The organism is Mycobacterium sp. NGS27 (assembly GCF_059813005.1).
The window spans coordinates 80,056-102,427 of sequence record NZ_JCALDT010000005.1 but is presented as its reverse complement, the minus strand read 5'-3'; the positions used below and the strand labels follow the sequence as shown (position 1 = coordinate 102,427).

Below are 22,372 nucleotides of genomic sequence, written 5' to 3'. Positions count from 1 at the left end.
CAACTCGACGGCCAGCTCTCGCTTCCGGCACCCGACGCATGTCCGTACGGGTCCACCCGCATGACGGTGCGCCAAGGCCGAAGGTTCGCGCTGGATCACGGCTCAGTCTAGCGTCACCGAATCGATGGTCAGAACCGCCCGAGGCTGCGCAGCCGCCGCCCGCCGGGCCTAGCGGTCGTGGGCCATTCCGTGGGTGGCGCCGTGTTCTGACTGGCTCTCCGAATGCCCGCCGGGCGAGTCCCCGCGGATGTCGATGCGCCAGCCGGTCAGCCGGGCCGCCAGGCGCGCGTTCTGGCCCTCCTTGCCGATGGCCAGCGACAGCTGGAAGTCGGGTACCACCACGCGGGCGGCGCGGGCCGCCTGGTCGATGATCGACACCGACACCACCTTCGCCGGCGACAGCGCGTTGGCGACGAAGCGCGCGGGATCGTCGTCGTAGTCGATGATGTCGATCTTCTCGCCGGACAGCTCGCTCATCACGTTGCGGACCCGCTGCCCCATCGGACCGATGCAGGCGCCCTTGGCGTTCAGGCCGGGAAGGTTGGACTTCACCGCGATCTTGGAGCGATGGCCGGCCTCCCGGGCCACGGCGACGATCTCCACCGACTCGTCGGCGATCTCGGGGACCTCCAGCGAGAACAACCTGCGGACCAGGTTCGGGTGGGTCCGCGACAGGGTGATCAGCGGCTCCCGGGCCCCGCGGGTCACCCCGATCACGTAGCACCGCACGCGGTTGCCGTGCTCGTAGCTTTCGCCGGGAACCTGCTCGGCCGCCGGGATCACGCCCTCGGAGGCCTTCGTCTCGGTGCCCATCCGGACCACGACAAGCCCCCGCGCGTTGGCGCGGCTGTCCCGCTGGATGACGCCCGCGACGATCTCCCCCTCGCGGGTGGAGAACTCGCCGTAGGTCCGCTCGTTTTCGGCGTCGCGGAAACGCTGCAACATGACCTGGCGGGCGGTGGTGGCGGCGATGCGCCCGAAACCCTCGGGGGTGTCGTCCCATTCACTGATGACGTTGTCGTCTTCGTCGGTCTCCCGGGCGATCACCCGGACGACACCGGTCTTGCGGTCGATTTCGATGCGCGCGTCGTTCTGGTGGCCTTCGGTGTGCCGGTAGGCGGTGAGCAGCGCCGACTTGATCGTCTCGAGCAGCTCGTTGACCGAGATGCCCCGGTCCACCTCGATGGCGTGCAGCGCGGCCATGTCGATGTTCATAGGCGCCGCTCCTCCGTCCTCCGGGCCTGACCCATACCCGCCAGTTCCAGCTCCGCTTGGCTAGGGGGCGAAAATTCCACCTGGACAACGGCTTTCGCAATGTCGACCAGCGGGATCTCGCGCACCGCCCAGTCCCGGCCGGCGCGGACCACCAGCGCGACCGCGCCGTCGGTCGTCGCACCGACCCGGCCGGTCAGCGTCGATCCGTCCGACAGCACGACGTCGACCTTGCGGCCCCGGGCCCGACGGAAGTGTTTCGCGCTCGTCAGCGGGCGATCCACGCCGGGCGAGGAGACCTCGAGCACGTAGTGGTCGGAGATGGTGTCCAGCCCGTCGAGCAATGCCGACGCCGAGTGGGACAGCGTGGCCGCCGTGTCCAGGTCGAGGCCGTCGTCGCTGTCGGCGATCACCATGATTCGCGGGGGGCGGGTCCGGGCGTTGATGACCACGTCTTCGATCTCGAAGCCGGCGCGCGCAAACTCTCCACCGAGTAGCTCGATCACCTGCGTCTGCGACGGTAGCCCGGTGGTCACGGCGAGCTCCTCATCTTGAGTTGTCCGGTCATCTGGCGGATGTCGGCGCCCCGATGGCTTCGCAGGCGGCTTCCGGTGTCCCGGCGGAGGAGCATCCGTGCCGACGGTTTGCTGTCGGTGGCTGTCCTCTGCGAGAACCAGCTATCCACGATACGCCAGGATTCGAGGTTGACGGCGTGATCGCGTCCTGGCATCTCGTCCGCCTTCGCCCCGATGGCAGGATGTCCTTGTGCCTAGCGCAGTTCCGTTCCTCAACAGACGAGATGTCCTCGCCGGCGGTGCGGCTTTGGCTGCGCTCGGGGCGGTAGTGAGCGCCTGCGGCAAGCCCGCGCCCAAGCCCCCGCCCGTCGAGCAACTGCTGGGGCCGCTCGATCAGGCCCGGCACGACAGCGAGCTCGCGGGTGCCGCCGCCGCGGCGGTCGGGAATCCGCCGCAGGTCGCCGCCGCGCTGAGCGTGGTGTCCAGCCAGCGCGCCGCGCATGCCCGCGCGTTGTCGGCCGAGATCTCGCGGGCGGCCGGCAAGCTGGCCACGTCGTCCTCGAGCGGAACGCCCAGCCCGAGCCAGGCCCAACCGGCCGGGCCGCCCCCGCCCCCGCCGCCGGTGTCCGACGTGATCGACGCGTTGCGCGCCTCGGCCGACAGTGCGAGTCGCCTGGTGGGCACCGAATCCGGCTACCGGGCGGGGCTGCTCGCCTCGATCGCCGCATCCTGCACGGCGTCGTACACGGTTGCGCTGGTGCCCGGGGGTCCGTCGATATGACCTCGGGCAAGGACGCCGACAACACGGCGCTGTGCGACGCGCTGGCCATCGAGCATTCGACGATCTACGGCTACGGCATCGTGTCCGCGTTGTCGCCGCCCAGCGTGAACGACATGGTGGTGGAGGCGCTCGCGCAGCACCGCCAGCGCCGCGACGACGTCATCGCGATCCTGAACGCCCGCAAGGTGACCGCACCCGTCGCCGCGGCCGGCTACCAGCTGCCCATGGTGGTGGGCGGTCCGGCCGACGCCGCGCGGCTGGCCGCGCGGATGGAGAACGATGGGGCCGGCGCATGGCGCGTGGTCGCCGAGCACGCGGAGACCGGCGCGGATCGCGCGTTCGCCGCGACCGCCCTGGTGCAGAGCGCGGTCATGGGCGCCCGGTGGAGCCGCGTGCTGGGCGCCTGGCCCATCACGACGAGCTTCCCCGGCGGCAACGACTAACCCAAGGCCGCCGCGATGTCGGCGGCCAGCGACGGGCCGGTCGACAGTTCGCGGGTCTGGCCGCCGAAGCGGTCGCGCAGCTCCACCACGCCGTCCGCCCAGCCCCGTCCCACCACGACGATCCACGGCACGCCAAGCAGTTCGGCGTCCTTGAACTTCACGCCGGGCGAGGCCTGGCGGTCATCGAGCAGCACTTCGATGCCCAACCCGTCCAGCTCGGCGGCCAAAGTGGTGGCGCCCGTGCGGGCCTGCGCGTCTTTGTTGGCGATCACCAGGTGGACGTCGAAGGGCGCGACCGCCGGCGGCCAGCGCAGGCCCAGCTCGTCGTGGTGCTGTTCGGCGATGACGGCCACCATCCGCGACACCCCGAGGCCGTAGGAGCCCATCGTCAGGCGCACCGGCTTGCCGTCCTCACCGAGCACGTCGGCGGTGAAGGCGTCGGTGTACTTGCGGCCGAGCTGGAAGATGTGGGCCACCTCGATACCGCGCGCCGAGACCAGCGGGCCCGCGCCGTCCGGCGAGGGGTCACCGTCGCGCACCTCGGCGGCCTCGATGGTGCCGTCGGCGGTGAAGTCGCGGCCGGCGACCAGCCCGACGACGTGCCGCCCGGCCTCGTCGGCCCCGGTGATCCAGCTGGTGCCGTCCACCACCCGCGGGTCGACCAGATAGCGAACATCGTTGTCCTGCAACGCCTTCGGTCCGATATACCCCTTCACCAGGAAGGGATACTTGGCGAAGTCGGCGTCGTCGAGCAGCGCGTACTCGGCCGGTTCCAGCGCCGCGCCCAGCCGTTTGTCGTCGACCTCACGGTCCCCCGGCACCCCGATGGCCAGTAGCTCCCACTCGCCGCCGGGCTGGCGGACCTTGAGCAGGACGTTCTTCAACGTGTCGGCCGCGGTGACGGGGCGGCCCAGGTCCGCCTGGTTGGCCCAGTCCACCAGGGTGGCGATGGTCGGGGTGTCCCCGGTGTCGTGGACTACCGCCTCGGGCAGCCCGTCGATGGGCTGCGCCTCCGGGCGCGCGGTGACGACGGCCTCGACGTTGGCCGCATACCCGGACTCCAGGCACCGCACGAAGGTGTCCTCACCGACCGCGCTCTCGGCCAAAAACTCCTCCGAGGCGCTGCCGCCCATCGCGCCCGACACGGCGGAGACGATGACGTAGCGCACCTGCAGGCGCGAGAAAATGCGCTGATAGGCCTCGCGGTGCGCGTGGTAGGCGGCCTTGAGCCCGGCGTCGTCGATGTCGAACGAGTAGGAGTCCTTCATCAGGAACTCGCGGACCCGCAGGATGCCGGCCCGCGGCCGCGCCTCGTCACGATATTTGTTCTGGATCTGATACAGCAGAACCGGAAAGTCTTTGTAGGAGCTGTATTCGCCCTTGACGGTCAGGGTGAACAGCTCTTCGTGGGTGGGGCCCAACAGGTAGTCGTTGCCGCGACGGTCCTGCAGCCGGAACACCGAGTCGCCGTACTCGGTCCACCGGTTCGTCGCCTCATACGGTGCGCGCGGCAGCAGGGCTGGGAACAAGATCTCTTGCCCGCCAATGGCGTTCATCTCGTCGCGGACGATGCGCTCGATGCGGCGCAGCACGCGCAATCCCAGCGGCAGCCAGCTGTACAGCCCGGGCGCGACGGGCCGGATGTAGCCCGCCCGGATCAACAGCTTGTGGCTGGCGACTTCGGCGTCGGCGGGATCGTCGCGCAGGGTGCGCAAAAACAACTGGGACATCCGGGTGATCACAGCGGGCCAGCCTAGCGTGCTGGTAGCTGCGTCGAACGTCACGCCAGCGCAACGCCCAGACCCTCACGCCACTCTGGCGTGACACGCAACGGCAAGGCGGTCGCGAGCAGCGCCCGTGCGGGTGAGCTACAGCTCCCCGGCCTCCATCGCTTCCTTGACTTCTTGCGCGTGCGCGACCTGGTCGGGGGTGTAGCCGATCATCAGCGCGGCGGCGCCGACGATCACGGCCACGCCGGCCACCCACAGCAGCCCGTAGGTGTAGCCATGGTCCAACGCGGACAACTGCGCGTCGCTCATGAACTTCACCGGTCCGGTGGTGCCGCCCAGATACAGCGTCCGCGAGGTGATCACCGCCTGGATGACGGCCAGCACCAGCGGCCCGCCCAGGCTTTGCAGCATCAACGTGACCGCCGAGACCGGACCGATCTGATCGAATCCCACGCCGGCGATGGCCGACAACGTCAGCGGGACGACGGCCATCCCGATGCCGATCCCGCCGACCACGATGGGCAGCACCAGGTTGGGGAAGTAGGCGACCCCGCGGTGCATGAACGCCCAGCCGTACAACATCGCCCAGAACAGCAGGATCCCGCCGCCGATGGTCAGCACCCGCGGCGAGAACCGCGACACCAGCTGCGAGGAGACGCCGAGGCCGATGCCCATCGCGATGACGAACGGGATGAAGCCGATGCCGGCGCGCAACGCGCTGTAACCGAGGATGTCCTGCACGTACAGGCCGATGCACACGGTCAGGCTGAACATGAGCCCACCGGCCAGGAAGATGGCGGTGAAGGTGACCAGCCGGTTGCGGTCACGGAACAGGTTGAACGGGACGACGGGATTCTCCGCCGTGCGTTCGACGATGACGAAGGCGAGGGCGGCACCGAGCGCCACGACGCCCGACCCGATGGTGGTGATCGACACCCAGCCCTTTTCCGGACCCATCGAGAAGGCGAACACGGCCGCGGTGCACGTCAGGGTGGCCAGCATGGCGCCGGTGGCGTCGAGCTTCATCCGCTCGCGGTTGGTCTCGCGCAGCGCGGTGCGGGCCAGGTAGATCATCACCAGACCGATCGGCACGTTCACCAGGAACGCCAGCCGCCACGACACCTCGGTGAGCGCGCCGCCGACCACCAGGCCCATCACCGAACCGATCGCCGTCATCGCGGCGAACACGGCCGTCGCGAAGTTGCGGGCCGGGCCCTTGGGGAAGGTGGTCGCCACCAGAGCCAGACCGGTCGGCGAGGCGATCGCCGATCCGACGCCCTGCGACAGCCGGGCGATGACCATGGTCGCCTCGTCCCACGCGACCGCGCACAGCACAGAAGAGATGGTGAACAGCGCGACACCGACGATGAAGGTGCGCTTGCGCCCGATGGTGTCGCCGAGGCGGCCACCCAGCAGCATCAACCCACCGAACGTCAGCACGTAGGCGGTGATCACCCAGCTGCGGCCGGCGTCGGACAGGCTGAGCTCGTTCTGAATCTTGGGGAGCGCCACGATGGCGACGGTGCTGTCCATCGTCGCGAGCAGCTGCATACCGCCGATGGCGATCACGGCCGCGATGAAACGCCGAGAGGGCAGCCACGCCGGGTAGTACTTGCTGATGCGCTTCAGGGCGGTCTCCGCCGGGGGCTTGGAGGCGGTCTCCGCCGGCTGCGCTGCGCTCGCCGGGGCCGGACGATCGGGGCGCGCCGACGCAATTTTCTGCATCGCGCGCTCTGCATCGTTGAGAGCCGTCATAAAGGGTTACCTTACAGTAATCTTAAGAATCGTTTAAAGCCCGAAGGCCGCCACGGCGCCGATCACGATGATCGCGGGAGGTCGGATACCCTCGGCGCGAACCTTCTCGGGCGTGTCGGCCAGGGTGGCCCGCAAAGTGTGCTGGGCGGCGGTCGTTCCATGTTGAACGACCAGCACCGGCGTATCCGCAGGTCGTCCGCCTTTGAGCAGGGCGTCGGCGAAGAGTTCGATGCGTTCCACCGCCATCAGCAAAACGATTGTGCCTGACATTGCGGCCAGCGCATCCCAATTCACTAACGATTCGGGATGCCCGGGCGGCAAATGTCCGCTGACCACCACAAACTCGTGATTTATCGCCCGATGAGTCACCGGAACGCCCGCCAGAGCGGGCACTCCTATGGCACTCGTCACACCCGGCACCACCGTCACCGGAATTCCGGCCTCGACGCACGCCAGCACCTCTTCGTATCCGCGCGCGAACACGAAGGGATCGCCGCCTTTGAGGCGCACCACGAAGCTGCCGGCGCGGGCGCGTTCGATCATGACGCCGTTGATGGCGTCCTGGGCCATGGCCCGCCCGTACGGGATCTTGGCGGCGTCGATGACTTCCACGTGTGGGGGCAGCTCGGCGAGCAGTTCCGGTGGCGCGAGACGGTCGGCGACCACGACGTCGGCCTGGGCCAGCAAACGCCGGCCGCGCACGGTGATCAGCTCGGGATCGCCGGGCCCGCCGCCGATCAGCGCGACGCCGCCCTTGACGACGTCGGAGCTCACCGGGCTGTCGGGCGTGATGAGCCCGGTCTGCAACGCCTCGCGGATGGCCGAGCGGATCGCCGCCGAACGGCGGTGGTCGCCGCCGGCCAGGACTCCGACGGACAGCCCCGCGTAGTCGAAAGACGCTGGGGTCACCGCGGTCCCCTCGACGGCGATGTCCGCTCGGACGCAGAAGATGCGACGGCTTTCGGCCTCGGCGACCACCGCCTCGTTCACTCGCGCGTCGTCGGTGGCCGCGATCGCGTACCAGGCTCCGTCGAGGTCGCCGTCTCGATATTCGCGCAGCGCCAGGGTGATTCCCGTCATCGCCTCCACGGACCTGGTGGCGCTGCGGGAGATGACGTGTACGTCGGCGCCGCTGGCGATGAGCAAGGGCAGCCGGCGCTGGGCGACGGTGCCGCCGCCGACCACGACGACCTTTTTGCCGTTCAGTCGCAGCCCAGCGAGGTAGGCGCTCTCGGTCACCCGGCAAGCCTAGTGGCGATCGCGAGTGCGGCGAAGCCGGGCGCTGCGGGTCGCCACCATCGATCTAGTGGCGATCGCGAGCGCGGCGAAGCCGGGCGCTGCGGGTCGCCACCATCGATCTAGTGGCGATCGCGAGCGCGGCGAAGCCGGGCGCTCGCGTGTGCGACGAAGCGCGCCACCGCCTCCGGCGCGGCGGCCGGATGGGTGTGCAGATATGACGCGTGCACACCGGCGTGCACGACGCCGTCGCGCACGGGACCGTCCTGCCGATCGGCATCATGGGTCCGGTACATCCAGGCGGGCTGGTAGTCGCCGGTGAAAGTGACTGTGGTCCGGTGGAATTCATGCCCCACCGCACGCTGGCCGGCTGTGTACAACGACGAATCCGCGACGGCGACGGCGTCGCGATACGCCAGGGACAGGTGCGGCGTGAATTGCGCCTGCCCCGCCAGCACACCGCACATCGGATGGCCGTCGAGCTCGGAGACCAGGTAGATCAGCCCGGCGCACTCGGCGTGTATCGGCGCCCCGGCGGCGGCCAGTTCGTTGATCTGCCGGCGCACCCCCTCATTGGCCGAGAGCTCCGCGGTGAACTGTTCGGGAAAACCGCCGGGCAGCAGCACCGCGTCGGTGCCGTCGGGCAGGGCGTCGGCGAGCGGGTCGAATTCGGCGACGTCGGCGCCAGCGGCCGCCAGCAGCTCCGCGTGTTCGGCGTAGCCGAAACTGAATGCCTTGCCGGCCGCCACCGCGACAGTGGCGCACCCTCCGGGCGTCTCCCCCACCGCCGCCACGGGATCCCAGGGCGGCTGCGCGACTCGGGCGCCGGCGACCGCGACGATGGCCGGCACATCGACGTGGCGGGCGACCAGGGCGGTCATCGCCGCCACCGCCAACCGTGCGCGCTTCCCGTACTCCAGGGCCGTGACCAGACCCAAATACCTTGTCGGCAACTCTATTTCGGCCACCCGGGGGATGGCGCCCAGCACCGCAACCCCGGCCTGCTCGCAGGCCTGCCGCAGCACCTGCTCGTGCCGCGGCGATCCGACCCGGTTCAGGATCACACCGGCGACGCGGGTCGCGGTGTCGTAGGTCGAAAAGCCGTGCAGCAGGGCGGCGATGCTCTGACTCTGCCCGCGCGCATCGACAACCAGGATCACGGACGCGCCCAGCAGCGCGGCGACGTGGGCCGTCGATCCCGGCGCGGGGGTGGTGGCGGTGGACCCGATCCGGCCGTCGAACAGCCCCATCACTCCTTCGACCACGGCGATGTCCGCACCATGCGCACCGTGGGCGTAGAGCGGGCCAATCAGGTGCTCCCCCACCAGGATCGGGTCGAGGTTGCGGCCCGGCCGGCCGGCGGCAAGGCCGTGGTAGCCGGGGTCGATGAAGTCCGGGCCGACCTTGAACGGCGCCACGGCGTGGCCCGCGCGCCGCAGGGCGCCGATCAAACCCGTTGCCACCGTGGTCTTTCCGCTGCCGGACGCGGGAGCGGCGATGACGACGGCGGGAACACTCACCACTCGATGCCCTTCTGCCCCTTACGCCCGGTGTCCATCGGGTGCTTGACCTTGGCCATCTCGGTCACCAGGTCGGCCGCGTCGATCAGGCGCTGCGGCGCGTCGCGTCCGGTGATGACCACGTGCTGATGTCCGGGCCGGCTGGCCAACGTCCCCACCACTTCGTCGACGTCCACCCAACCCCACTTGAGCGGATAGGTGAACTCGTCCAGGACGTAGAAGTCGTGACGCTGATCGGCCAGCCGGCGCGCGATCTCCGCCCAGCCGTCGGCCGCCGCCGCCGCGTGGTCGACGTCGCTGCCCGCCTTACGTGTCCAAGACCAGCCCGCGCCCATCTTGTGCCATTCGACGGGCCCGCCGACCTGATGCTGGTCGTGCAGCCGGCCCAGCTGGGCGAAGACCGCCTCCTCGCCCACCTTCCACTTGGCGCTTTTGACGAACTGGAACACCGCGACGGACATTCCGGCATTCCAGGCCCGCAGCGCCATGCCGAATGCCGCCGTGGACTTTCCCTTGCCGGCGCCGGTGTGCACGGCCAGCACCGGCGTGTGACGGCGCGCCCGCGTGGTCAGGCCGTCGTCGGGAACCTGCAATGGAACGCCTTGTGGCATCAGCGTTTACCTTTCCGGTTCAGGCCGCGTCGCGCACCGCACGCGTCAGGGAATCCGCGTGCAGGTGCTCGAGCCGGACGGCCGGCGCGCCGAGTTGGCGGGCCAGTTGCTCGGCCAGGCCCAGCCGCACGAAAGACGTCTCGCAGTCGACGACCACCGCGGCGGCACCTTCGGCGGCCAACCGGGCCGCCGCGGTTCGGGTGCGGCCCAAGGGATCCGGACCGGCGGTGGCCCGGCCGTCGGTCAGCACCACCACCAGCGAGCGCCGCGCGCGGTCACGCGCCTTCTCTCGGACGATCAGCTCACGCGCGGCCAGCAGCCCTTCGGCCAGTGGTGTCTTGCCACCCGTGTCGAACCGGGCCAGTCGCCGCCCGGCGATGTGCGCCGACGAGGTCGGCGGCAACAACAGCCGGGCCCCCTGTTGGCGGAAGGTGATCACGGCAACCTTGTCGCGACGCTCATACGCGTCGCGCAGCAGCGACAGCGTGGCGCCGCTGACCGCCGCCATGCGGTCGCGCGCGGCCATCGAACCCGAGGCGTCCACGACGAAGATCACCAAATTGCCTTCGCGCCCCTCGCGCACGGCGCGGCGCACATCATCCGGCCGCGGCCGTAGCGGTCCGGCGCCGGCGCGCTCGGCGGCCGTGAGCAGGGTGGCGAACAGGTGCAGTCCATGCCCGGCGCAACTCGGGTCGTCCGCGCCGGCGGCGGCGATGACGCTGCCACTGGCGTTGCGGGCGCGCGACCGCCGTCCGGGCGCCCCCTCCCCCACACCCGGGACCCGCAGCGCGCGGGTGCGGAAGGTTTTCGACGGGGGCGCGCTGGGCCTGGTCTTCGGCTGCTGCGGCTTGGCGTTCTCCGGTGTATTCTGTTGCGGCACATCGTGTTCCGAATTGACCGACTGGCCGCCGCCGGGCGGGTCGGGATCGGGGTCAGGCTCGGAACTGGCTTGCGCCAGGGCCTCGTCGAGCTGGTCGCGGTCGATGCCCGGATCGTCGAACGGGTCGCGACGGCGCCGATGCGGCAGCGCCAGCTCGGCGGCTACCCGGATGTCGGACTCCTCGACCGTGTGCGCGCCGCGCCAGGCCGCGTGCGCGACGGCGGTGCGGGCCACCACCAGGTCGGCGCGCATGCCGTCGACGTCGAACGCCGCGCACAGCGCCGCGATGCGCCGTAATTCGTTGTCAGGCAACACCACATCGTCGACGAGTGCGCGCGCCGCAGCGATCCGCCGGGCCAGCTCGGCGTCGGCGTCGGCATAACGCTCGGCGAAGCCGTCCGGGTCGGCCTCGTAGGCCATCCGCTGCCGGATGACCTGTACGCGCACGTCGACGTCGCGCGAGGCGTGGACGTCGACGGTGAGCCCGAACCGGTCCAGCAGTTGCGGACGCAGTTCGCCCTCCTCGGGATTCATGGTGCCGATCAACACGAACCGGGACTCGTGCGAATGCGAGACGCCGTCGCGTTCGATGTGCACCCGTCCCATCGCCGCGGCGTCGAGCAGCACATCGACCAAATGATCGTGCAGCAGGTTGACCTCGTCGACGTAGAGCACGCCGCCGTGCGCGCGGGCGAGCAGGCCCGGCGAGAACGCGTGCTCGCCGTCGCGCAGCACCCGCTGCAAATCCAGCGAGCCGATCACCCGGTCTTCGGTTGCCCCGAGCGGCATTTCGACCAGGCCGGCGTCGCTGCCGGTGGCCTCGGACAGCAACGCCGCAAGGCCGCGCACGGCCGTCGACTTGGCGGTGCCCTTCTCACCGCGGATGAGCGCGCCACCGATCTCCGGGCGCACGGCGCACAGCAGCAGGGCCAGGCGCAGCTGGTCGTGCCCGACGATCGCGCTGAACGGGTAGGGCTTCACGGCTTCACCGCCAACCCCGAGCCACGCCGCAGCATGGGCACGTGCGGAACGCCGTCGTCGAGGAAATCGTCACCGTCGCGGACGAATCCATGCTGGGCGTACATGTCCGTCAGGTAGGCCTGCGCATTGATGCGGCACGGGTAGTCACCCACCTCGGCCAGCGCCGCGCGCAGCAGCCGGGTGGTGTGCCCCTGACCGCGCGCGTTGCGCTTGGTGCACAGCCGCCCGATCCGGAACGCCTTCTCGCCCCCGGCGTGCTCCTCCATCAGCCGCAGCGTGGAGATCACCTCGCCGTCCGGCGTTTCCAGCCAGAAGTGCCGGGTTTCGGCGAGCAGGTCGCGCCCGTCCAGCTCCGGGTACGGGATCGCCTGCTCGACGACGAACACCTCCACCCTGAGCCTGAGCAGCTCGTAAAGTGTCTGGGCGTCAAGGTCTTTGGCCCAAATACGTCGCAGCGCTTCTGTCACCGGCTCCGCTCCTCATCGCCCAGCCCCAGCACCTTCGTTCCCCAGGAGAAAACCTCGTCGTACAGCGCCGGCTCATCCGACAGCGTCGCTCCCAGCGACGGAACCATCTCCTTGAGCGCGGGTAGCCACGATTGAAAGCGGTTGGCGAAGCAGCGTTCCAGCACGCCGAGCATGATCGGCACCGCCGTCGACGCTCCCGGGGAACCGCCGAGTAACCCAGCGATGCTTCCGTCGGCGGCGCCCACCACGGTGGTGTCGAAGTCGAGCACCCCGCCCTTGCGCTTGTCCCGCCGGATCACCTGCACCCGCTGACCGGCCACCGTCAGCTCCCAGTCCGAAGCGACTGCGGTCGGGGCGAATTCGCGCAGCATGCGCAGCCGGTCACGTTGCGAGAGTCGCAGCTGGCCGAGCAGATATCTGACCAGCGCCCGCTGGCTGATGCCGACACCGAGCAGTGACGCCAGGTTGTCCGGCTGCACCGAGCGGGGCAGATCGGTGAAGTGGCCGTGCTTCAAGAACTTCGGTGACCACCCGGCGTAGGGACCGAACACCAGCCACGGCTTGCCGTTGACGTAGCGCAGGTCCAGATGCAGCGCCCCCAGCGGCGGGGCACCCGGCGCGGGCACGCCGTAGACCTTGGCCCGGTGCGCGACGGTGAGCGCCGGGTTGCCGGCGCGCAGGAATCGGCCGCCGATCGGGAACCCGGCGAAGCCCCTGACCTCAGCTATGCCGGACCTCTGCAATAGCGGCAGCGCGTCACCGCCGGCCCCGACGAAGACGAATTTGGCGTTCAGACGGTGATTTTCACCGGTGCGCCGGTTGCGGACCGACAGCGTCCATGTGCCGTCGGACTGGCGGGACAGGTTGCGGACCTCGTGGCCGAACAGCGCGGTCGCGCCGCCGCGCACGCAAAAGCCGACGAGTTGTCTTGACAGCGCGCCGAAGTCGACGTCGGTGCCGTTGGGCGCCCAGTTGAGCGCCGTCGGTTCGGCGAAGTCGCGTCCGGCCGCCATCAGCGGTAACCGGCGAGCGAATTCGGCCGGGTCGTCGATCAATTCGACGCCGGCGAACAGCGGGTTGGGCGCCAAGGCCCGCGCTCGGCGCCGTAGATAGTCGACGCGCCGCGCGCCGCGCACGAAGCTCGCATGCGGGACCGCGGTGAGAAAACATCGATCGGTCAAGATCGCGTTCTCGATTGCATAGGCCCAGAACTGGCGGGTCACCTGGAATTGCTCGTTGATGCGCACCGCTTTGCCGATGTCGATCGAGCCGTCGGCCCGCTGCGGGGTGTAGTTCAGCTCGCACAGCGCCGAATGCCCGGTGCCGGCGTTGTTCCACGGGCTGCTGCTCTCGGCGGCGACGGCATCCAGACGCTCCACGAAGGCCATCGACCAATCCGGCTGCAGCCGGCGCAGCAACGCCCCCAGCGTCGCGCTCATGATGCCCGCGCCTACCAGCACGACGTCGGTGGACGTGGTTCTGGCTAGCGCTGACACCGGCTTGCTGGTCCTTCCCTCGACTGGGCCGATCCCCAGGTTATCCCGAGGCAAATGGGCCGCGGGCGCCGTGCGCCGCCCCGCACCCAGCAAAAGCTCTAAGCTGGCCTCGTGACTGGCAGGGCGGCCCGCGAAGTGACCGGCTGGGTGCCCGATGTCCTTCCGGGTTATCAGCAGCGCACCATCGCGCTCGGGTCCGATCCGGCCGGTGAGGGCGACATCGTCGCGACGCTGATACGCCGCGGACCCGAACCGCGGCAGGCGGGCCGCCCGACAGCGCACGCGGTGCTGGCGGTGCACGGCTACACCGATTACTTCTTCCATACCGAGCTGGCCGATCATTTCGCGGCCCGCGGCTTCGCCTTCTACGCGCTGGACCTCCACAAGTGCGGCCGGTCGCGGCGCGACGGCCAGACGCCGCACTTCATCACCGACCTCACCAACTACGAGGCCGAACTCGATCAGGCGCTGGCCGGCATCGCGGGGCACGACCGGGTGCTGCTGTACGCGCATTCCGCGGGCGGGCTCATCGTGTCGCTGTGGCTGGACCGGTTGCGCCGGCGCGACCCGGCCGGGCACGCCCGCGTCGGCGGCCTGGTCCTCAACAGCCCGTTCCTGGACCTGCCGGGCCCGCCCATCCTGCGGCATTCGGTGACGGTGGCGCTGATCGCCGGCCTGTCCCGGGTGCGGTCCAAGGGCGTGGCCCGGTCTCCGGGTCAGGGCGGTTACGGCGCCACCCTGCACCGCGACTACGGCGGCGACTTCGACTACAACCTGCAATGGAAACCGGTGGGCGGCTTCCCCATCACGTTTGGCTGGCTGCACGCCATCCGACGCGGCCAGGCCCGGCTGCACCGCGGCCTCGACGTCGGGGTGCCCAACCTGATCCTGCGATCGGATCACAGCGTGCACGAAAGCACCGATTCCGCGTCCATGCGATGCGGCGACGCGGTTCTCGACGTCACCCAGATCGCCCGCTGGGCGGGCTGCGTCGGCAACCGCACCGCTGTGGTCCCGGTGGCCGACGCCAAGCACGACGTGTTCTTGTCGTTGCCCGGGCCGCGCGCAGTCGCCTATCGGGAACTGGATCTGTGGCTGGACGGCTATCTGCGCGCTGACCACGATGCCACGGCGTCGCTGCGAAAGGGGTGACGGCTTGGAGACCTACGACGTCGCGATCATCGGGACCGGTTCTGGCAACAGCATTCTCGATGACCGCTTCGACGACAAGCGGGTGGCGATCTGCGAAGAGGGCACCTTCGGTGGCACGTGTCTGAACGTCGGGTGCATCCCGACCAAGATGTTCGTCTACGCCGCCGAGGTCGCCCAGACGGTCCGGGATGCGGCGCGCTTCGGCATCGACGCTCGCATCGACCGGGTGCGCTGGGACGACATCGTGTCGCGCGTCTTCGGGCGCATCGATCCGATCGGGTTCGGCGGTGAGGACTATCGCTGCGCGGCACCCAACGTCGATGTGTACAAGCAGCACACCCGCTTCGGTCCGGTCCAGTCCGACGGACGCTTCCTGTTGCGCACGGATGGGGGCGACGAGTTCACAGCCGATCAGGTGGTGATCGCCGCGGGGGGGCGGGCCGTGGTTCCCCCGGCGATCCTCGAGTGCGGCGCCCGGTACCACACCAGCGACACGATCATGCGAATCCCCGAGCTGCCGGAGCATCTGATGATCGTCGGAGGCGGATTCGTCGCGGCCGAATTCGCCCACATCTTCTCCTCGCTGGGCTCGCGCGTCACCCTGGTGGTCCGGGGCTCCACACTGCTGCGACATCTCGACGACGTCGTCAGCGAGCGCTTCACGCGAATCGCGTCGAGCAAGTGGGAACTGCACACCCACCGCAACGTCGTGGGCGCCGAAAACCACGGTTCGGGCGTCGCGGTGCAACTCGACGACGGCCGCACCGTGCACGCGGACGCGTTGCTGGTGGCGACCGGCCGGGTGTCCAACGCCGATCAACTCGACCTCGAGCAGGCCGGCGTCGCCGTCGAGGACGGCCTGGTGGCCGTCGATCAATACCAGCGGACCACGGCGCGTGGGGTTTTCGCGCTCGGCGACGTCTCCTCGCCGTATGAGCTCAAACACGTGGCCAACCACGAAGCGCGCGTCGTGCAGCACAACCTGTTGTGCGACTGGGACGACACCGAGGCGATGGCCGTCACCGACCATCGCTTCGTGCCCTCGGCGGTGTTCACCGATCCGCAGGTCGCCTCCGTCGGCCTGACCGAAAACGAAGCCATCGCACAGGGTTTCAAGGTGTCGGTCAAGGTCCAGGACTACGGCGACGTCGCCTACGGCTGGGCGTCGGAGGACACCACCGGGATCGTCAAGCTCGTCGCCGAGCGCGGCACCGGGCGGCTGCTGGGCGCGCACATCATGGGGCAGCAGGCGTCATCGATCATCCAGCCGTTGATCCAGGCGATGAGCTTCGGGCTGACCGCGCCGCAGATGGCCCGCGGGCAGTACTGGATCCACCCGGCGCTGCCCGAAGTGGTGGAGAACGCGCTACTGGGTTTGGCCTAGCGCCGGCGCGGTCGCGCGGCGGGCCTGTCGTCGTCCTGGCATTGCGGACACAGGCCGTGCAGCGTCAGCCCGGCGGCGTCCGACAGCGCGAAGGAACTGCCCGCGATCGCGTGTTCGAGCGCCGAACTCAGCTGACGGGCGGGCACTTCGATGATGGTGCCGCAGTTGGTACATACCGCGTGATGGTGCGGCACGGTGGCCAGCCCGTAGGTCGTCACGCCGCCGCCGATTGTCAACGCGTGCAGCACGCCCTGATCGACGAGCGTGGTCACCGTGCGGTAGACGGTCGCCACGTCGGGCGGGTGGGCCTCGGACGGCAGGCACTCTCGCATCCGCCGGTAGATCTCGGCGACGGGCAGGTGACCGTTGACCGGCTCGAGCACCGCCAGCACCTGGATGCGGGACGCCATTCGCCGCAGCCCACGGGCGCGCAGAAGATCGCCGATCCTCTCGGTGACCGACGCATCCAGTGCCGAGGGCTTGGGCGCCACCGCTTCAGTGTCGCGCCCGGGCGGGCGGATCGCCAGTCTTCGTCGCAATCCAGGCTCCGCGATTCCTGCAACTCACTTGCATCTGGAAAGCCGTGGAACTTACAGTCGTGCCGGTTGTTCTCAGCCGATACCGCAAGGACGCGCCGGAAGGACCCCAGTGGCCAGTACCCAGATCGACTGGCGGCCGTCACGGACGACCAGGCTTCTCGGCGCCCTGACGCCGGCGCAGTGGTGGCGACTGGCATCGATGCTGGCGGTGATCGTCGCGCTGCACCTGCTCGGCTGGTTCACCATGATGTTCTTCGTGGCGCCGGCCCAATACAGTCTGGGCGGCAAGGCATTTGGCGTCGGTATCGGCTTGACGGCCTACACCCTGGGCATGCGTCACGCCTTTGACGCCGACCACATCGCCGCCATCGACAACACCACCCGCAAGCTGATGAACGACGGGCAACGCCCGCTGGCCGTCGGCTTCTTCTTTTCGCTGGGCCACTCCACGGTGGTGTTCGGGCTGGCGGTGCTGCTGGCGTGTGGAGTCAGGACGGTCGTCGGACCGGTCAGCGACGACTCCTCGACGCTGCATCACTACACCGGGCTGATCGGCACGAGCGTCTCGGGCGTGTTCCTGTACGCCATCGCGCTTCTCAACGTCATCGTCCTGGTCGGCATACTGCGCGTCTTCGCGCGGTTACGCCGGGGCGAATTCGATCCCGACGCCGACGCGGCCGAACTGGAGCGGCATTTGGACAGCCGTGGGCTGATGAACCGGTTGCTCGGTCGCTTCACCAAGTCGATCACCAGGTCCTGGCACTGCTATCCCGTCGGCTTGTTGTTCGGGCTCGGGTTCGACACCGCCACCGAGATCGCACTACTGGTGCTGGCCGGCACCAGCGCAGCCGCCGGACTGCCGTGGTACGCCATCATGTGTCTGCCGGTGCTGTTCACCGCGGGCATGTGCCTGCTGGACACCATCGACGGCTCGTTCATGAATTTCGCCTACGGATGGGCTTTTTCCAACCCCGTGCGCAAGATCTACTACAACATCACCATCACCGCGCTGTCGGTGGCGGTCGCGTGGGTGATCGGCAGCATCGAACTCCTCATCCTGTTCGCCGACCAGTTCGGTTGGCGCGGGCCGTTCTGGAGTTGGATCGGTGGGCTGGACCTCAACGCGATCGGTTACTTCGTCGTCGGCATGTTCGTCCTCACGTGGGCGGTGGCTCTGCTCGTCTGGCGCTACGGGCGCATCGAGGAGAAGTGGACGGTCTGAACCGAACGAGCCAAGGCCGACCACCGACCGCCGTTCGGGTGTAGAACAGTGCTCATGGGCTCGTTGGCCTGCGCCCAGCTCGCGGATCGGCGGTAACCGGCGGTGCACGAGCTGTCGCTGTGCGAGGCGATCGCCGGTGTGGTCAAGGATCACGCCGACGGTCGCCACGTCGACGTGGTGCGGGTGCGGGTGGGCGCGCTGCGGCAGGTGGTGCCGGAGTCGCTGTCATTCTGCTGGACGCTGGTCCGCGACGCCGAGGACATGCCGGACGCCGAACTGGAACTCGAGTGCGTCGGCGCCGAAGTCAAGTGCCGTGCGTGCGGCGGGCAATCCGAGATCACCTCGCCGTGGTCGATCTGGTGTCCCCGGTGTGACAGTTCCGACGTCGAGGTGCTGCAGGGCAACGAATTCCTGGTGACGTCGCTAGATGTCTCGTGAAAGGCGTTGACGATGGGTAGATTTCATCGGCACGACGATGGAACGGTGCACACCCACGAACACGATCACGTTCCGCACGATCACGATCACGGCGATCACAGCCGCTATCGGACCGGCAGTCAGCGCATCGACGTGCTGGAGGCGATCTTCGCCGAGAACGACGCGCTCGCCGATGCCAACCGGACGGCCTTCGAGAGCAACGGGGTGCGCACCCTCAACCTGATGAGCTCTCCGGGATCGGGCAAGACCACGATCCTGCAGGCAACGCTCGACCAACTCGCCGGCGAACTCGCGCTCGGGGTGATCGAGGGTGATATCGCCACCGACCTGGATGCGGCAAAGCTCAGCGGCCGCGGCGCCCAGGTGTCACTGCTCAATACCAGCAACGGATTTGGCGGCGAATGCCACCTCGACGCGCCCATGGTCAGCCGGGCGCTGCCCGGCCTCGACCTCGCCGCGCTGGACCTGGTGATCATCGAGAACGTCGGAAATCTCGTCTGTCCGGCGGAGTTCGATGTCGGCGAGCACGCCAAGGCCATGGTCTATTCGGTGACCGAGGGCGAAGACAAGCCGCTGAAATACCCGGTGATGTTCCGGTCGGTGGACGTGGTGCTGCTCAATAAAATCGACTTGGTGCCCCACCTCGACGTGGATGTCGACACCTACATCGCCCATGTCCGGGAAGTGAATGCCGCAGCGACGATTTTGCCGGTCAGCGCGCGCACCGGCGATGGCATGGGTGCCTGGTTCGGCTGGCTGCGGCGCTTCGCCACCGACGCGCCCTGACCGGCGCGCGGGGACCCCCGCCGGCGGCCGTCCTCCTGCGAAACATTCGCAGGATGGCCGGCCCTCCGATGATGCGCTGCAGTCGACGGGTTACTTAGGCGTGCAATGACTTTCGATGCTATACAACACATGTTTACTTAGTTGCTGATGCCGAACCATTGACAACGCTCGGCAGCGGGAGTAGACCCGGAAATTAGCGCTGCGCAAGTGGGCCGACGGTCGACTCCGGCGGCGCAGGAGCCCCAGCCCGGCTCCGGAAAGCTGCATCATGCCAACTGAAGCAGCAGTCAAGGCAGAACAAACATTGATCCATGTTCTATGGATCAATGCGGGCCTCAGTTGTGACGGTGATTCGGTGGCGTTGACTGCTGCCACCCAGCCGAGCGTCGAGGAAATCGCTTTGGGGGCCTTGCCCGGACTCCCCCAAGTCGCCGTGCACTGGCCCCTGATCGACTTCGAATGCGGACCCAACGGGGGGGCGGACGACTTCCTGGAGTGGTTCTTCAAAGCCGACCGAGGCGAGTTGGAGCCCTTCGTGCTCGTCGTCGAAGGATCCATCCCGAACGAGAAGATCAAAAACGAAGGCTACTGGTGCGGCTTCGGCAACGACCCGGCCACCGGACAGCCGATGACCACCAGTGAGTGGCTCGACCGGTTGGCGCCCAAGGCCACCGCCATCGTGGCGGTCGGGACCTGCGCCACCTACGGGGGAATCCACGCGATGGCCGGCAACCCGACCGGAGCGATGGGCGTGCCGGACTACCTCGGTTGGGACTGGAAGAGCAAGGCGGGCATTCCGATCGTCTGCGTGCCCGGCTGCCCGATCCATCCCGACAATTTGTCGGAGACGCTGACCTACCTGCTCTACATGGCGACCGGTCAGGCGCCGATGATCCCGCTCGACGACGCGCTTCGCCCGCAATGGCTGTTCGGCAAGACCGTGCACGAGGGTTGCGACCGGGCCGGTTACTACGAGCAGGGCGACTTCGCAACCGAGTATGGATCGCCGAAATGCATTGTGAAGCTGGGCTGTTGGGGTCCAGTTGTCAAATGCAATGTGCCCAAGCGGGGGTGGATCAACGGCGTCGGGGGCTGCCCCAACGTCGGTGGAATCTGCATCGGTTGCACGATGCCGGGCTTCCCGGACAAGTTCATGCCGTTCATGGACGAGCCACCGGGCGGCAAGATCTCGAGCACCGCATCGGGTCTGTACGGAGCCGTGATTCGCAGTCTGAGGGGTATCACGGAACGCACCGTCGACAAAGAGCCGCGGTGGCGCCATAACGGTGACCAGCTCACCACTGGAGCGCGCCGCACCTGGTAGGTCACCTACCCGGTCGGCGCGCTCTTCTTTACTCGAAGCCGAGCCGTCGCCGCATCAGCCAACGCTGACGGCAGCCAAAGCGGGAAGAAGTAGCGCGATGACAACCATCATTCCTGAACCCACCCACGCCAAGCGGGAGCCCGGCCAACTGGTCGACATGGCCTGGGACCCGATCACCAGGATCGTGGGCAGCCTGGGCATCTACACCAAGATCGACTTCGAGAACCGAGAAGTCGTCGAGTGTCACAGCACCTCGTCGATCTTCCGCGGCTACTCGATATTCATGAAGGGCAAGGATCCCCGCGACGCCCACTTCATCACCAGCCGCATCTGCGGCATCTGCGGCGACAACCACGCCACCTGTTCGTGCTACACGCAGAACATGGCCTACGGCGTCAAGCCGCCGCATCTGGGTGAATGGATCGTCAACCTCGGCGAGGCCGCGGAATACATGTTCGACCACAACATCTTCCAGGAAAACCTGGTGGGCGTGGACTTCTGCGAGAAGATGGTCTCCGAGACCAACCCGAGCGTGCTTTCCCTGGCCGAGAAAACCCCGGCGCCGCACGCCGACGCACACGGGTACTCCACGATCGCCGACATCATGCGCTCGCTCAACCCGTTCAGCGGCGAGTTCTACCGCGAGGCGCTCGTGGTCAGCCGCTGGACACGAGAGATGTTCTGCCTCATGGAGGGTCGCCACGTGCACCCGTCCACGCTGTACCCCGGCGGGGTCGGCACCGTCGCGACCGTCCAGCTGATGACCGACTACATGACGCGGCTGATGCGCTACGTCGAGTTCATGAAGAAGGTCGTGCCCATGCACGACGACCTGTTCGACTTCTTCTACACCGCACTGCCCGGTTACGAGAACGTCGGGCTGCGCCGCACCCTGCTCGGCTGCTGGGGTTCCTTCCAGGATCCCGAGGTGTGCAACTTCGAATACAAGGACATGGAGCGCTGGGGTAACGCGATGTTCGTCACCCCGGGCGTGGTGGTCGACGGAAAGCTGGTCACCCACTCGCTGGTGGACATCAACCTCGGCATCCGAATCCTTTTGGGCAGTTCGTATTACGATGACTGGACCGATCAGGAGATGTTCGTCAAGACCGACCCGCTGGGCAACCCGGTGGACCGGCGCCACCCGTGGAATCAGCACACCAACCCGCACCCGCAGAAGCGGGACTTAGAGGGCGGCAAGTACAGCTGGGTGATGTCACCGCGCTGGTTCGACGGCAAGGACCACCTGGCGCTGGACACCGGCGGCGGACCGCTGGCCCGGCTGTGGGCGACGGCGCTGGCCGGTTTGGTCGACATCGGTTACGTGCAGGCGACCGGCAGCAGTGTCAAGATCAACCTGCCCAAGACGGCCCTGAAGGGACCCGTCGAATTGGAGTGGAAGATCCCGAAGTACGGCAGCAACACGATCGAGCGCGACCGGGCGCGCACCTACTTCCAGGCCTACGCGGCGGCGTGCGGTTTGTACTTCGCCGAGAAGGCGCTCGAGGAGATCCGCGCCGGGCGCACCAAGACGTGGGAGCGCTTCGAGGTGCCCGACGAGGCCATCGGATGCGGCTTCACCGAGGCGGTGCGCGGTGTGCTCAGCCACCACATGGTGATCCGGGACGGCAAGATCGCCAACTATCACCCGTACCCGCCCACGCCGTGGAATGCCAACCCGCGCGACAGTTACGGCACACCGGGTCCGTACGAGGACGCGGTGCAGGGGCAGCCCATCTTCGAGGAGAACGGCCGCGACAACTTCAAGGGGATCGACGTGATGCGCACGGTGCGCAGCTTCGATCCATGCCTGCCCTGTGGCGTGCACATGTACCTGGGTAAGGGCAAGACCCTGGACAGACTGCACACGCCAACCCAGTCACCCGTCGGGGAGTGACGC

20 protein-coding genes are annotated in these 22,372 nt (G+C 68.3%); 9 read left to right on the top strand and 11 right to left on the bottom strand.

All coding sequences use genetic code 11. The features are described from left to right. Positions 1-168: 168 nt before the first annotated feature. Positions 169-1,215 carry a transcription termination factor NusA gene (gene nusA, locus AC5Y30_RS14840; protein WP_499919269.1) on the bottom strand — a complete coding sequence of 349 codons (1,047 nt, stop codon included), beginning with the start codon at positions 1,213-1,215 and terminating at the stop codon, positions 169-171. Further along, on the bottom strand, positions 1,212-1,748 hold the full coding sequence (gene rimP / locus AC5Y30_RS14835; protein WP_499919268.1) for a ribosome maturation factor RimP: 537 nt from the start codon (positions 1,746-1,748) through the stop codon (positions 1,212-1,214). Before rimP ends, nusA begins: the two co-directional genes overlap by 4 nt. A 229-nt stretch (positions 1,749-1,977) precedes the next feature. Here rimP and AC5Y30_RS14830 point away from each other — a divergent pair, with 229 nt between their 5' ends. Then, positions 1,978-2,508 (top strand): hypothetical protein, encoded by a 531-nt coding sequence (locus AC5Y30_RS14830; RefSeq protein WP_499919267.1) that lies wholly within the window; start codon positions 1,978-1,980, stop codon positions 2,506-2,508. Beyond that, positions 2,505-2,951 (top strand): ferritin-like domain-containing protein, encoded by a 447-nt coding sequence (locus AC5Y30_RS14825; RefSeq protein WP_067130971.1) that lies wholly within the window; start codon positions 2,505-2,507, stop codon positions 2,949-2,951. The genes AC5Y30_RS14830 and AC5Y30_RS14825 overlap by 4 nt, the downstream gene beginning before the upstream one ends. Here the strand turns inward: AC5Y30_RS14825 and AC5Y30_RS14820 are convergent. The 8 genes from AC5Y30_RS14820 to mqo form a co-directional block, all read right to left on the bottom strand. Then, on the bottom strand, positions 2,948-4,693 hold the full coding sequence (locus AC5Y30_RS14820; RefSeq protein WP_499919266.1) for a proline--tRNA ligase: 1,746 nt from the start codon (positions 4,691-4,693) through the stop codon (positions 2,948-2,950). The genes AC5Y30_RS14825 and AC5Y30_RS14820 overlap by 4 nt on opposite strands. 126 nt (positions 4,694-4,819) lie before the next feature. After that, positions 4,820-6,436, bottom strand: a complete 1,617-nt coding sequence (locus AC5Y30_RS14815; protein ID WP_499919265.1) for an MFS transporter — start codon at positions 6,434-6,436, stop codon at positions 4,820-4,822. A 33-nt stretch (positions 6,437-6,469) separates the two neighbouring features. Next, a complete protein-coding gene (gene cobA / locus AC5Y30_RS14810; RefSeq protein ID WP_499919264.1) occupies positions 6,470-7,675 on the bottom strand; it encodes a uroporphyrinogen-III C-methyltransferase in 1,206 nt (401 codons plus the stop codon). Positions 7,676-7,794: 119 nt separating this feature from the next. After that, positions 7,795-9,192, bottom strand: a complete 1,398-nt coding sequence (locus AC5Y30_RS14805; protein ID WP_499919263.1) for a cobyrinic acid a,c-diamide synthase CobB — start codon at positions 9,190-9,192, stop codon at positions 7,795-7,797. Next, positions 9,189-9,803 (bottom strand): cob(I)yrinic acid a,c-diamide adenosyltransferase, encoded by a 615-nt coding sequence (gene cobO / locus AC5Y30_RS14800; protein WP_499919261.1) that lies wholly within the window; start codon positions 9,801-9,803, stop codon positions 9,189-9,191. The genes AC5Y30_RS14805 and cobO overlap by 4 nt, the downstream gene beginning before the upstream one ends. A gap of 19 nt (positions 9,804-9,822) precedes the next feature. Continuing rightward, positions 9,823-11,664: a magnesium chelatase subunit D family protein gene (locus tag AC5Y30_RS14795; protein WP_499919259.1), complete on the bottom strand. Its 1,842-nt coding sequence runs from the start codon at positions 11,662-11,664 to the stop codon at positions 9,823-9,825. Further along, the gene (locus tag AC5Y30_RS14790) at positions 11,661-12,131 is read right to left on the bottom strand and encodes a GNAT family N-acetyltransferase (RefSeq protein WP_499919258.1); all 471 of its coding nucleotides are present in this window, start codon (positions 12,129-12,131) and stop codon (positions 11,661-11,663) included. The genes AC5Y30_RS14795 and AC5Y30_RS14790 overlap by 4 nt, the downstream gene beginning before the upstream one ends. Continuing rightward, a complete protein-coding gene (gene mqo, locus AC5Y30_RS14785; RefSeq protein ID WP_499919254.1) occupies positions 12,128-13,627 on the bottom strand; it encodes a malate dehydrogenase (quinone) in 1,500 nt (499 codons plus the stop codon). Before mqo ends, AC5Y30_RS14790 begins: the two co-directional genes overlap by 4 nt. Before the next feature lie 135 nt (positions 13,628-13,762). Between mqo and AC5Y30_RS14780 the strand changes: the two genes are divergently transcribed. Further along, positions 13,763-14,779, top strand: a complete 1,017-nt coding sequence (locus AC5Y30_RS14780; protein WP_499919815.1) for an alpha/beta hydrolase — start codon at positions 13,763-13,765, stop codon at positions 14,777-14,779. Between the two features lie 4 nt (positions 14,780-14,783). After that, entirely contained in the window at positions 14,784-16,163 is a 1,380-nt protein-coding gene (mtr, locus tag AC5Y30_RS14775; RefSeq protein WP_499919251.1) for a mycothione reductase, read from the top strand. Here the strand turns inward: mtr and AC5Y30_RS14770 are convergent. Continuing rightward, complete coding sequence (locus AC5Y30_RS14770; RefSeq protein WP_499919247.1) at positions 16,160-16,654, bottom strand: Fur family transcriptional regulator; 495 nt, start codon at positions 16,652-16,654, stop codon at positions 16,160-16,162. The genes mtr and AC5Y30_RS14770 overlap by 4 nt on opposite strands. A 157-nt stretch (positions 16,655-16,811) precedes the next feature. On the opposite strand from AC5Y30_RS14770, the gene nicT reads away from it, so the two are divergent. The 5 genes from nicT to AC5Y30_RS14745 all read left to right on the top strand — a co-directional run bounded on the left by nicT (position 16,812) and on the right by AC5Y30_RS14745 (position 22,369). Continuing rightward, positions 16,812-17,924 (top strand): Nickel transporter NicT, encoded by a 1,113-nt coding sequence (gene nicT, locus AC5Y30_RS14765; protein WP_499919244.1) that lies wholly within the window; start codon positions 16,812-16,814, stop codon positions 17,922-17,924. 102 nt (positions 17,925-18,026) lie between these two features. Next, positions 18,027-18,362 (top strand): hydrogenase maturation nickel metallochaperone HypA, encoded by a 336-nt coding sequence (locus AC5Y30_RS14760; protein ID WP_499919242.1) that lies wholly within the window; start codon positions 18,027-18,029, stop codon positions 18,360-18,362. A gap of 12 nt (positions 18,363-18,374) precedes the next feature. Further along, a complete protein-coding gene (hypB, locus tag AC5Y30_RS14755; RefSeq protein ID WP_499919240.1) occupies positions 18,375-19,148 on the top strand; it encodes a hydrogenase nickel incorporation protein HypB in 774 nt (257 codons plus the stop codon). A gap of 268 nt (positions 19,149-19,416) precedes the next feature. Continuing rightward, positions 19,417-20,472, top strand: coding sequence for an NADH-quinone oxidoreductase subunit B family protein (locus tag AC5Y30_RS14750; RefSeq protein ID WP_499919236.1), 1,056 nt, complete (start codon positions 19,417-19,419; stop codon positions 20,470-20,472). Positions 20,473-20,569: 97 nt separating this feature from the next. Next, on the top strand, positions 20,570-22,369 hold the full coding sequence (locus AC5Y30_RS14745) for a nickel-dependent hydrogenase large subunit (protein WP_499919233.1): 1,800 nt from the start codon (positions 20,570-20,572) through the stop codon (positions 22,367-22,369). Positions 22,370-22,372 lie beyond the last annotated feature (3 nt).